This is a genomic window from Lysinibacillus sp. SGAir0095 (assembly GCF_005491425.1).
Classification (GTDB): domain Bacteria; phylum Bacillota; class Bacilli; order Bacillales_A; family Planococcaceae; genus Ureibacillus.
On record NZ_CP028083.1, the window covers coordinates 484,282 to 496,783 of the forward strand.

At 34.8% G+C, this 12,502-nt stretch carries 11 protein-coding genes and 1 pseudogene; 9 read left to right on the plus strand and 3 right to left on the minus strand.

The features are described from left to right. Positions 1 to 19: 19 nt before the first annotated feature. Positions 20 to 901: a peptidylprolyl isomerase gene (locus C1N55_RS02380; protein WP_137727314.1), complete on the plus strand. Its 882-nt coding sequence runs from the start codon at positions 20 to 22 to the stop codon at positions 899 to 901. Between the two features lie 341 nt (positions 902 to 1,242). After that, the gene (locus tag C1N55_RS02385) at positions 1,243 to 1,722 is read left to right on the plus strand and encodes an NUDIX hydrolase (RefSeq protein WP_240758451.1); all 480 of its coding nucleotides are present in this window, start codon (positions 1,243 to 1,245) and stop codon (positions 1,720 to 1,722) included. 188 nt (positions 1,723 to 1,910) lie between these two features. Here C1N55_RS02385 and C1N55_RS02390 read toward each other — a convergent pair. After that, positions 1,911 to 3,145 (minus strand): annotated as a pseudogene (locus tag C1N55_RS02390) (IS110 family transposase). A gap of 454 nt (positions 3,146 to 3,599) precedes the next feature. On the opposite strand from C1N55_RS02390, the gene C1N55_RS02395 reads away from it, so the two are divergent. The 6 genes from C1N55_RS02395 to C1N55_RS02420 all read left to right on the plus strand — a co-directional run bounded on the left by C1N55_RS02395 (position 3,600) and on the right by C1N55_RS02420 (position 9,239). Beyond that, positions 3,600 to 4,223 carry an alpha/beta hydrolase gene (locus tag C1N55_RS02395; RefSeq protein ID WP_137727316.1) on the plus strand — a complete coding sequence of 208 codons (624 nt, stop codon included), beginning with the start codon at positions 3,600 to 3,602 and terminating at the stop codon, positions 4,221 to 4,223. A gap of 200 nt (positions 4,224 to 4,423) precedes the next feature. Next, positions 4,424 to 4,939, plus strand: a complete 516-nt coding sequence (locus C1N55_RS02400; RefSeq protein ID WP_240758361.1) for a hypothetical protein — start codon at positions 4,424 to 4,426, stop codon at positions 4,937 to 4,939. 1,326 nt (positions 4,940 to 6,265) lie between these two features. Further along, positions 6,266 to 7,180 (plus strand): group II intron reverse transcriptase/maturase, encoded by a 915-nt coding sequence (gene ltrA / locus C1N55_RS02405; protein ID WP_240758362.1) that lies wholly within the window; start codon positions 6,266 to 6,268, stop codon positions 7,178 to 7,180. 20 nt (positions 7,181 to 7,200) lie between these two features. Then, positions 7,201 to 7,557 (plus strand): group II intron maturase-specific domain-containing protein, encoded by a 357-nt coding sequence (locus tag C1N55_RS20720; RefSeq protein WP_137727147.1) that lies wholly within the window; start codon positions 7,201 to 7,203, stop codon positions 7,555 to 7,557. A 96-nt stretch (positions 7,558 to 7,653) separates the two neighbouring features. After that, entirely contained in the window at positions 7,654 to 8,685 is a 1,032-nt protein-coding gene (locus C1N55_RS02415; protein WP_240758363.1) for a serine hydrolase domain-containing protein, read from the plus strand. Between the two features lie 191 nt (positions 8,686 to 8,876). Then, positions 8,877 to 9,239 (plus strand): hypothetical protein, encoded by a 363-nt coding sequence (locus C1N55_RS02420; protein WP_137727317.1) that lies wholly within the window; start codon positions 8,877 to 8,879, stop codon positions 9,237 to 9,239. Positions 9,240 to 9,410: 171 nt separating this feature from the next. Here C1N55_RS02420 and C1N55_RS02425 read toward each other — a convergent pair whose 3' ends face one another. After that, on the minus strand, positions 9,411 to 10,649 hold the full coding sequence (locus C1N55_RS02425) for an IS110 family RNA-guided transposase (protein ID WP_137727318.1): 1,239 nt from the start codon (positions 10,647 to 10,649) through the stop codon (positions 9,411 to 9,413). A 286-nt stretch (positions 10,650 to 10,935) separates the two neighbouring features. Between C1N55_RS02425 and C1N55_RS02430 the strand changes: the two genes are divergently transcribed. Beyond that, positions 10,936 to 11,145 (plus strand): hypothetical protein, encoded by a 210-nt coding sequence (locus tag C1N55_RS02430; RefSeq protein WP_168193782.1) that lies wholly within the window; start codon positions 10,936 to 10,938, stop codon positions 11,143 to 11,145. A gap of 82 nt (positions 11,146 to 11,227) precedes the next feature. Here C1N55_RS02430 and C1N55_RS02435 read toward each other — a convergent pair whose 3' ends face one another. After that, positions 11,228 to 12,397: an MFS transporter gene (locus C1N55_RS02435; RefSeq protein ID WP_137727320.1), complete on the minus strand. Its 1,170-nt coding sequence runs from the start codon at positions 12,395 to 12,397 to the stop codon at positions 11,228 to 11,230. Positions 12,398 to 12,502: the final 105 nt, after the last annotated feature.

Genomic DNA, 12,502 nt, shown 5'->3' on the forward strand with positions numbered 1-12,502 from the left:
AAATGAACGGGGGATATTTATGAAAGAAATAAGAATGATAAAAACTATTAAAATGATAGTTCTTCCATTAGCTTTAAGTGCAATGCTTGTAGGTTGCTCAAGTGGAAATTCTTCAATGATTGCATCTGTTGATGGAGAAAAAATAACTGAAGCTGAATTAAATGAAGCATTAACAGCTCAATATGGTGTGGAAGTATTAGATACACTAATTACAGATAAGATTATTGAATTAGAGGCAGAAAAGTTAGATGTATCTGTAACGGATGAAGAAATAGAAGAGGAATACGAAGATTATACTAACGAATATGGAGGCGAGGAAGCCTTTCTTGAAGTTATCTCTTCTTATAATATGGCTGTAGAAGATGTAAAGGAAGATATTAAAGTATATCTTTTAACGTTAAAATTGATGGAAGACTATGTTGAAATCACTGACGAAGAAGTAGAAACATACTTCGAGGAAAATAAAGCTACTTATGGACAAGCAGCCGAAGTAGAAGCAAATCATATTTTAGTAGAGGATGAGAAGACGGCTCAAGAAGTTATTGGAAAATTAAATGCCGGAGAAGATTTTGCAGAACTTGCAAAAGAATACTCAACAGACACTGCTACTAAAGAGGATGGTGGAAATTTAGGTTACTTTGGTAAAGGTGAGATGGAAGAAGCATTCGAAAATGCGGCATTCACAATCGAAATAGATTCAGTCAGTGAGCCGGTTGAAACAGATTATGGTTTTCATGTAATTAAAGTAACGGACAAGATAGAAGAAAAAGAAGCTGAATTTGAAGATGTTAAAGATACAGTATATCAAGATCTTCTAGATTCAAAAGTGAATGAACAATATTCAACATGGTTAGAAGAAAAAATGGAAGAATATAAAATTGAAAATAAATTAACAGACTAATATTTATAAAAGTAAGTAGCAGGGGCTAACTAAATAGTCCCTTTTCCTTTTCTAAAGAAGGTGCTATCGAAGTCCTATTACAAGGTTTTCGAAAGTGTTGACAAAACAGTACTATTCCTTTTTAAACCCAATAGTATTCACAATGAAACGTTAAAAGTAAGTTAATATAAATAAGTCAATCTTCAATAATCGGGCCATTTTCTTGAATAACAATAACAAAATCTCAATAATAAAATGGATAATTATGTTAAAATATAAAGGTGATTATGAAGAAATACTCTAAAGTTAACGGGGCAGTTTACTTGAATAAGCTTTCAAAAAAATGGGGGAGTTATTTGTGTCTGAAAAAAAATCACAGGGCTTTTGGTGTATATGGAATTTGTGTGGAAGACGACAAACTATTGGTGATAAATAAAAATGGTGGTCCTTATATAAACCGATATGACCTCCCTGGGGGCAGCTTAGAAGAGGGTGAAACTTTATCTAAGGCAATGAAAAGAGAGTTTACTGAAGAAACAGGTCTTGAAATCGAGATTGAAGAAAATATAGGTGTCATCGATTTCATACTCCCTTGGATGTGGAGAGATTTTACGGATGTACACCATATTGCAGTTTACTATTCTGTAAAAAAAATAGGTGGAGAATTAAGCGTTCCTGAACAGGTCGATGGACAAGATTCACTTGGGGCCTTATGGGTATCGGAGAAAGACGTTTCTATGGATAATGCTTCACCACTCGTTCTAAAAGCCTTTGAATGGTTAAGAACCAATAGTTTAGGTATTGATGCTAAAATTTATAAAGATTGGAAGGTCTTAAAATAAGTAGGTAGATTGTTATTGTGCTAACAGAGGCTTTAGTTTAATAACGATCTTCAACAAAACCAGCTAATAGTTGTCAATAATTTTCATTAAAAATAATAAAAATATCATGATATACTAAATTTGTGCATACCAAATAACCGTCCAAATTAGATTTGGAAAGTTCAGGATCACTTGGTTAAACTGTTAAATTAAGCTAAGTCTTGGAAAGAAGCTTTGTTTTTTAATAGTGCATAAATCCAATGTAAGAGTTTGTTTGCACAAGCTATTACAGCTACTCTAAATGGTTTTCCTTCTTCTCGTTTTTTATCATAAAACGCCCGTAATTTCTTATTACGAGGAAGGATTTCATCCGTTGTTTTCTGTTTACGACAGTCACGAATAGCACATTTAACAGCCATATACAAAGCTTGCCGTAGTCTGCTCGAGCCTCTTTTGGTTATTCGATTGTAGGTACCTTTGAAGGTACCAGATTCAAAGACACTTGGATCAAGACCGGCAAAAGCGACTAGTTTCTTAGGATGATTAAACTTTTCAATTTCCCCAATTTCAGAAATAATCGTTGCAGCGATTTTTTCGCCAATACCGGGAATTGTTCGGATAATCTTAGATTCTTCAATACTTTTTGCTAAAGCATCTATCTCATTTTCTAGCATAGATAGATGTTTTTTATATTCAAAGAGCATATTAATATACATTTCTAAGCTTAGGGCAAGACTAGAATATAAAGCCTTCTGAAAAGGATTTTGAGCTGCTGCAGTCATTAGCTTTTCAGCCTGTTTGTCTGCCCATTGTAAAGAACGAGAATTACAAAATTCTTTTATTCTCGTTGTTAATACTTCAGTATTGGCTTTCAATATATCCTCTGAAGTAGGAAATGTATGTAGTATTTTTAAAGAAACATCCGAATATAAGTCTCCAAAAACATTACTATATCCAGGAAAAACTTGATCTAAAACTGCCTGAAATTGTAGTTTTGTTTGTACAAACATGCCTGTAATATTATCGTGCTGTCTCGTAAGATGACGTAAGTTCGTAAGTTGGATACCACGCTTTTTATAAGGCTCTAAATCCTCCTTATAATACAGCTCGCAGAGGTGATTGGCATCAATGATATCTGTTTTTACCTTTCGCAAACTAGAACTTTTTGCTTTATAAGAAATGAGAGGATTTACGATAATGATTAAATAGCCTTTGTCCTCAAAATATTGAACAACTGGTGTGTGATAATGACCCGTTGATTCCATAACAAGAGGGGGCGTTCTCCTGAAATATCTTCTACTTCTTTAATAAAATCTAATAAACTAGCTAACCCATCAAGATCATGTTTTACTTTGAAACTTTTCTTGTAGGGCTTCTTTCTTTCCAAGTATGCTTGAACCTGACTTTCACCTTTTGCTACATCCAGACCAATGACTGGATTCATTATAATTCCTCCTTCAAAATGATAATTGCCGGTAACCCCTAAATCCTCTTTGTAGTGTCATAGCTTCGCTTGTTATACGAGATCATTGTCCCAACCAGCCTCAAACATGTTTCTACAAGTAGGGGGCGAACTGTTTTGCGGACGGGGTCTAGCCCCACGGGCGCGAACGTTCTACCCCGGCTACCGTTATCATATATCGATATAAAAAATGGTCAACCAGAAATTTTTTCTGGCTGACCTTATAATACGATCGGGCGCAATTCTTGAAAAAGGAATTGTGCTTTTTTCAGCAATCGGACCATTTAATAGGAAAGATTTATATTCGAACTGGATAATTATGTTAATATTAAGTGTAAATCGTGAAGAAATGCACTTAAAGTGATAGGCAGTTTTCTTGAAATATTCATTGTCAATTAGCGAATGAATTCAATGTTAAAAACTAGGGAGTGAGAAAATGGTAAATAAAGAAATTATTGAACCTAAAAGTTACCCTATTAGTTTGTTTGAACAAAAAAAGGAAACAAATAACTTAGCTATTGTATTACCTGGCGCTGGTTACACAACTAAAGCTCCGTTATTACACTATACAACTGGACTATTTTACACTAAAGGTTTTGATGTATTACACATTAACTATACCTTTACTAGAAAAGAAATATCTATTTTAAATGAAAGAGATTTCGCAAGTGATGTACTTCTTTCAATAGACTCCGCAATCAAGGGGAAAAAATATAATAATTATTATGTAGTTGCTAAATCAATAGGAACAAAAACTATAAGGTATTTGATAGATAATTTAAAGCTGAGAAATGCAAAAATAATATGGTTGACTCCATTACTACAAAATGATGATGTATTTAATACAATGGTTAACGGTAATAATAAAGGACTTTGTGTTATTGGTGATAGAGATAGCTGTTATATAGTCGAGCGTTTTGAAAAATTGAAAAACAATCAAAACCTTACATTAAAAGTGGTTGAGGGTGGAAATCACAGTTTAGATCTTGAAGAAGACCCGATACAATCGATTGAAATATTAAAAGGTGTAATATCTGATATTAATAAGTTCTTAAGCTAACGAAGCTTATAGTTATATAAACATCTTCAACAATCGGGTGCAGTACCTTCTTTAATAAGAAATGCGTCTTTATTCTTGAAAAAGGAAAGAACTGGAGCAGTAATTTTTGTTTTATGATATTTTTTCAATGCTAAATCGGTTGGTAAGGAATTAATATTAATATCAGTAGAATAATACCTCTAAGAAGTTTAATTTTTGAGGTGAATTTATTGCGATTAATAATACTATTATTTTCACTAATGCTACTTTGTAACGATCCTGTAATAGCAGCACCGAAACAACTCACTCCTATAGAAAGTCAGTTAATGTCTTTTTTGAATGGTTTACACGTAGTGGAACCGAGACAAGCCGTTGAATTGTGGATATTAGGGGTAAATAATCGAAGTGGTTCTGTTCAATATGCGATGTTGTCTCCTTCGCTCCAAAAACAATCAAGGGAAAAATTTGAGCAAACTCATTGGGTAACTGGTCAGTCAAGTCCTTGGGTTAGCAACTTACGTATTACAAAAGTAGAAAAGCTTAGCGAATCCAAAATGAAGTATACCGTTAAATACGATTTAGAGACATCATATGCACATTTTGGTAGCTGGCAGAAGGTTATAATCGTGGAAAAGAATCTAGAACCATTTAGAGAATATTGGTTTATTTCATCAATCACTACGAAATATAATCAATGGGAAGCATTTACGCCAGCAGAGACAGTATTAGAAAAATAAAGTAGTGTCTAAACAAAGATTACTAATTAAATGTTATTCAACAATCGGGCGCATTCCTATAATGCGTACCTTTTTAATGTGTCCCCAAATTTTTATTTGGGAACGTTACTTAATTTTATTTTGTATACTTTTTTAATCCTTAAAAAGGCGATTATTTAGAATATCTCCCTTTAGTTGATTTAATTCTTTTGAAGTTTTTCCTTTTTTTATTTTTCTTTTTAAAATAACTCCAGATACGTGTAAGGATAAAGAATACTAAGAGGCTAACAAGTACATTGATAACTTGATTAAGTATCCATTTATTTGTTAATGATAGACTACTCATTATCCTATAAGTTATGGATATAAAGAAGACTGTGAAGAAACTGTTTAAGAAAATATTTTTGTCCATAACAAGAATTTACTCCTTTACTATATTTCGTATTAATAATATATAACCTTGTTTTTCAACTTAAGCAAGGCCCTTTATTCAACAATCGGGCGCATTCCTTAAATAAGGAGAGGTTCTTTCTTCATGAATTGGGCTAGATTGTGGAGCAAGATAAAACAAATTATTTATGTAATGTAGTCGAGGTGAAGGATTACATTTAGACGAACAGGGCCGGTTAAGGTTAACTGAAAGAAATAGACTAGGATGTAAATGATGTTCAAAATTAAAAAAACTGATTATTGCTAATATTTTTAAAATATACTATGATTACAATAGTTATACAGGTTACGTAAGTGAAATAACTTGTGTTGGTGTCCTTAATGGTTAAAAACAGTAATGTTGCACAGTGCCTCCAATTATATTGGGGGCATTTTTTAATGTGCGCCCGGCATGGGTAATAACTTGGTGGTGAAAGTCCACTACAGGCTTGGCAGTAGGAACTGTTAGCGAATGGCAAGGGTGTCCGTGGTGACGCGGAATCTGAAGGAAGCCGGACGCAAATTCTTGAACTGACGAACAGAAACTATATACAAGGCTGAATCGGGACGGACGAGTTTGCATTACAAAACGAAGTCCAATACTGCCCAAATCCCGTACAGTAAATATAGCAGTTACATGAGAAGAAGGTTATTACTCTTACCCGGGGAGGTCTCATGAGGGTTATTCAATTAACAATCAATTTAGTGATAACTTGATGAATTATGAGAAGTCAGCAGACGTCATAGTAGTTTCCTTTCGGAAATGAAGGACTGAACAATCTTAAATCTTGGAAAACAAGGAGGTATAGATATTCCGTATAATCGCAGAAAACATCGTGGTAAAGTCCGAAAGATGGCTACCTGTTAAGAGATAAGTTGGAAACTAAAGGGTAAATAGGAGTGCGTAGGAATATCAATATGGATATGAAAGAACAGGATGGTATCAATTTAATCGATAAAGTCATTGCAAATAACAATCTCTGGAGAGCATACAAGAAAGTAAAAGCAAATAATGGTGCATCAGGGGTTGATGGAATTACAGTAGTACAATTAAAGTCACACATGAAGAAATACTACGAACCTCTTAAAAGGAAGCTAAAAGATGGAACTTACCAACCTCAACCAGTCAAAAGAGTTGCCATACCAAAACCGGACGGTTCTAAACGATATCTAGGAATACCTTGCGTTTTAGATAGAGTCGTTCAACAAGCTATTCTTCAAGTAATTGAACCGATTATAGACCCACACTTTTCAGAATATAGTTTTGGATTTCGGAAAGGCAGAAACGCCCACCAAGCTATTAAATCAGCACAACAATATTACGAAGAAGGTTATCGAGTTGTAGTAGACTGTGATTTGAAAAGTTACTTCGACACAATACATCATCAAAGGTTAAGAGCGTATTTAGAAGAATTCATATCAGATAAAATTGTTTTAAAATTAATATGGAAATTCCTTCGTTCAGGTATTCTTGACCGAGATATCTATATCGAAACGAAAGATGGTGCTCCGCAAGGTGGACCTTTGTCTCCTATTTTAGCAAATGTCTATTTAAATAAACTAGATAGAGAATTAGAAAAGAGAGAACATCGTTTTATTAGATATGCGGATGATTTCGTCATCTATGTGAAAAGTGTTCGAGCTGGGGAGCGGGTAATGGAAAGTATCAAGAAATACATCGAGGATGACCTACATTTAACAATTAACCAAAAGAAAAGTAAGGTTTGTGGTGCAACATCAGCAACATTCCTCGGCTTTAATATTCAAAATTTAATGGGAAAGTCGGATGCCGACCAAGTAAGTCGGCCAAGCAACGATTCAAAGACAAGTTAAAGAAGAATACAAGCCGGAAAATGAGTGGAACTTTTGAAGAAATAGTAAAGAAAATTAATCAAATCACAACTGGATGGATTAATTACTACGGGATCTCAAGAATGAAGAAATTCATTTTTGAAACTCAGAAATGGTTAAACCATCGATTAAGACAACTCATATGGAAGAGATGGAAGAAACCAAAGACTAAATATAAGATGCTTCGTAAATATGGAACTAACCATGATGACGCAATGAAATTAGCAAACTCCCGTAAGGGATATTGGAGAATATCACGAAGTGAAATCCTCCAACGAGCTATAACAAAAGATAGGCTCATAAAGTGGAAACTAAAAGACATCTCCTTACTTTATGAGCAACGATACTTAAAAGGTTGAACCGCCGTATACGGAACCGTACGTACGGTGGCGTGAGATGTCGACTAGCCAAATAATGGTTAGTCTCCTACTCGATTTTATAGGAGAGTGAATAAATTGATTTTAGAAAAAGATTACACAAACACGTTTGAAGGAGTACATACTCATGTAAAAGAAAGTGCAGAAAAGATGGGTTCCAGCGGAGGCGCTTTATATATTATTCAAAACGACAAAGTCGTAACAGAATCTTATTTTGGTAAACAGTCGAATGATATACATGCTAGAGATGTGAAATCAGACACTCAATTCCACATTGCCTCTGTAAGAAAAGCTTATATAGGTTTTGCTGCTGCTTACGCTATATACAATGGCTACTTTTCCATTGATGATTCGATTCGACAGTTTGTTGAAGACTCTCATTTGTCAGCATACGAAGGTGTAACCATTCGTCATTTATTAACTCACACCCATGGATTAAAAATAGAAAATGGTAAATTGATAAGTGAATATAAACCCGGTGAATCATGGGCATATAGAGGTCCCAGTATTGATTTGTTGACAACTATTATCAAAAAAACAACGGGACGATCTGTTGCCGATATTGTAAATGAGCAAGTCTTTGAGCCAGTTGGCTTCCAATCAACAGAATGGATTAAGATGAGTCAGCCTCATTTAAAAATTGCAAACACTTTAAGAGATGCAGATGACATCATTTGGACTGAGACAGATGTAGTAGATGGTTCAGGAATGAATATGTATGTGTCTGCACAAGAGCTTGCTTTATGGGGTTACATTCATTTAACAGAAGGAAAATGGGGAGGAAAACAACTTATTCCTAGAGAAATCATTCAAATGGCAACATCCATTCAGACGCCCAACCCAAAACTTCCTATTCATAAGAACGGTTTTTTATGGTTTGTTAAAGACACAAACCATAACTTTAATCAAATAGGGGATACAGTTCCTAAAGGCTCCTATCAATTACTCGGCTATACAAATGTGGCTCTGCTCGTCATTCCAGAGGAAAACGTAGTAGCAGTAAGAATGTTCAACCGATATGGTTCACCAGAAGGATACGACTATCTCAAAGATATTCGCTCCTTTGGAGACACTGTTTATAAATGGTCTATAAAATCAACAATGCAATAACATCAATGTTTGGAAGGTGTTTAGAGCTATTCAAATGAATTTATTATTCCACAAAATGGCCATATTGGGAGGATTACATTTATTTAACGGAGCAGATTGCTTTAAATCTTATTGTAACTTTTTTATGTTTTAATCGACTAATTATCAAGAGTTTTATGAATTAGAACCGACTGAAAGGTAAGGGGATTGTAATGAAAATACTAAAAGTTACTGTGGTGTTATTTGGTTTATTTTTAATAACTGGTTGTTCAACATCATCTAATAGTAGTAATAATGCTATAAAAGTAGAAACCAGCTCACAAGGATCATATAAGGCATTGCTATTTGTTAATGGTATGGAATTACAATCTGTTGGAGTAACAGCTGATGAATCAAATTTGGTAGTTGGAGAATTTATTGGGACAATTAAAGAAAAAATCCCTATAGAAACACGACCTACTGTTGAACTCACTTCAAATTATTTAGGAGAAGGAGTCGAAATTTATTCAGCAGTAGGTATTACTGAAATAGTCTTAGCTAAAAAGGATAATGGAGATTATGAAGTCTTTGAATAGCTATTCCAGCAAGTATCTATTTTAATAGCTATATTCAACAAAACCAGCTAATAGTTGTCAAGATTTTCAATAAAAAATATAAAACCTACATGATATACTAAAAAAGGGTACATCAAATAAGCCTTCCTTTAAAGATTGGAAGGTTTTGTTTTATATTCTTAGATATGCTTTTTAAGCCGTATTTTGGAAGGGCATTTTCCATTTTAGTAGGGCATAAATCCAATGTAAGAGCTTATTTGCACAAGCAATTATGGCTACTCTAAAAGGTTTTCCTTCTTCTCGTTTTTTATCGTAGAACTCTCTTAATCGCTTATTTCTAGGGATAATTTCATCGCTTGTTTTTTGCTTACGTGCATCCCTTATACCGCATTGTACAGCCATAAACAACGCTTGCCTTAGTCTGCTTGACCCTCTTTTGGTTATGCGATTTATGGAAGCTGTAAACCTACCAGATGAGTAAACGCTAGGATCTATCCCGGCGAATGCCACTAGCTTTTTAGGATGATTAAACCGTACTATCTCTCCAATTTCAGAGATGATTGTTGCTGCAATCTTTTCTCCAATACCAGGGATAGACTGGATAATCTCATATTCTTCAATTTCTTTAGCGAGGGCATCTATTTCGGCTGCTAACTTTGATAGATGCTCTTGATATTGAAGAACGATGTTGATAAACATTTTTAGGTTAAAGATATGGCTCTGGTACAAGTTGTTTTGAAACGGATTACGTAATGCTGCCTCTCTCAATTGATGAGCTTTTTCTTTTGCCCATTTTTCCGAACGGGTTGTACATAATTCTGCGATTTTATCAGCTAGATCAGATTCACTGACGCTTAGAACCTCTTCTGAAGTTGGAAAGAGTGATAGAATCTGTAACGAGATTTTTGAATAGAGATTCCCAAAGACACCTCTATATTCAGGAAATACCTGATCTAAAATCGATTGTAGCTGTAATTTCGTTTGTGCAGCTGTGCTTGATATCGTTTCTTGTTGTCTCGTGAGATTACGTAGATTTAAGAGTTGAATGCCTCTTTTTTTGTATGGTTCTAACTCTTCCTTATAATACAATTCACATAGACGATAGGCGTCAATCGCATCTGTCTTTACCTTTCTTAAATTTGTACTTCTGGCGCGATGAGAGATAAGTGGGTTAACAATAATATAGACATATTGTTGCTCCTCCAAAAATTGAATGACAGGAATATGGTACTGGCCTGTAGATTCTAAAATAACCGAAGGTTGCTTACCATCAGCCAATTTCTCAATATCCTTTAGAAATTCTAATAAACTTCCTAAACCATCAAGAGTATGTTTAATACTAAAGCTCTTACGATAGGGCTGACCTTTATCCAAAAAGGCCTGTACCTGACTTTCTCCTTTTGAAACATCCAGACCAACGACTGGATTCATAATGAAATCTCCTCCTCTAAGAAACTACTAAATTAGTCGGTAACCCCTAAAGCTGCTTGTAATATCATAGGTTCGCTTGTTAAACGGGATCTTTGCCCCAACCAGCTTGAAACATGCTTATACAAGTAGGGGGTGAACAGTTTTGCGGACGAGATCGAGTCCCACGGGCGCTACGTTCTACCCCGACTACCGTTATAATAAGACCTAAAACAAAAAGGTCAACCAGAAAAATTGATCTGGCCCCCAAATGTTAAACACGACTCTAACATCTGGAGGTGCCTTTTTTATGGCAGGAATTACTCTTGAACAGAAAATACATGCGATTACTCGTTTTGAAAACGGTGATTTAAGCCTTACTTCAATAGCTAAATCACTCAATTTAACTACTACTGAAATGCTTGATTTCTGGATTGAAGGAAAAGGGGGAAACAAAGTTGAAGAAGGACAACCCAAAAAAGCTAAGAATCGAATCTTAAAGGAAAATGAAAAGGATTGAGTCCGGTACTATACCGAAAACAATCCTTCATAGCAGCTTACCTTAAAATAGTATGTCTAACTTTTTTGGGTCACTTCATATCTCAAATTGCGCTCTTGGTTGTATAAGAAGTCTTTTTCTTACTGCTAATAGAAATGACGACAGTAATGAATGATAAGATGATGAATATGCCACCTGCAAATGGATTTACATCGACTGAAAGTGTATCTACAATTCCAGCACCAATCACTGAACCAACAGCAACACCTAAATGAAGAGCTGAATTATTCAAGCTTTGCTGAATTTCCGATGATTCAGGCGCTATTTCAATTAAATAAGATTGCATAGCGGGTGATATCGCCCAACTGAGAATTCCCCAAATGATAAGGAGGATGAGAAATACTGGAAAGGAATCGGTTGAATATGGAAATATAAAGAATAAAGCACTGAAAACGACAAGGGCAATAATCATTGTTTTTCTCGAACCCAATAAATCTGCCATTACACCACCAAGACCTCCACCGACTACTGCAGAAAAACCGAAAATGAAATAGATGACACTAATCCAAGTAGTATTAAGATCAGTGGCTGCTTCTAAATAAGGCTTAAAATAGGCATACATAATCGTATGGCCTGTCATATAGAGGAATGTCGTTGTTAGACCTAATGTGATTTTGTGATTTTTAAATGCTGCAAGCTGCTTCCTCAACGGAATTTGAGGTTTTGGTTGTATTTTTCCCATTAATACATGAACGCCAATAATTGATAATGCTGTTAAAATAGTTATAAATACGAATGGTGCTCTCCATCCAAAACTATCTCCGATGATCAGCCCGAGCGGTACCCCTAAAACTAACGAAGCACTTACACCCACAGAGACGATCCCAATGGCCCTACCTTTATACTGTTCTCCTACTAAGCTAGGAGCCATAACTAAACACAATATGATTAATAGCGCTCCACTTAATGCTAAAATAATTCTTCCTATAAACAAAATAGAAAAAGTAGGTGCAACTACTGTTACGATACAACCAATTAAAAAGATGTACAAGCAAACTAATGTTAGTCTTTTTCTTTCTATTTTAGCTGTCATGACAAGTAAAATTGGTGATGTAACTGCAAAAATGACAGCAAAAACGGTGATCAGTAAACCTGCTTGACCGATGCTTACATGTAAATCCTCTGCAATCAAATCTAAAATTCCGCTAATGATCAGTTCAACCAGACCTATTATAAAGGATAGGATCATTAAAAAATAAATACGCTTATCCATGTTGTCTCCTTCCTAACTATATCCCAAACTATATACTATCTTTTGATGAAAGTTTACTCAAGGATAAGATAATATTGTCACAATATATCCCATTGAAACTCAAAG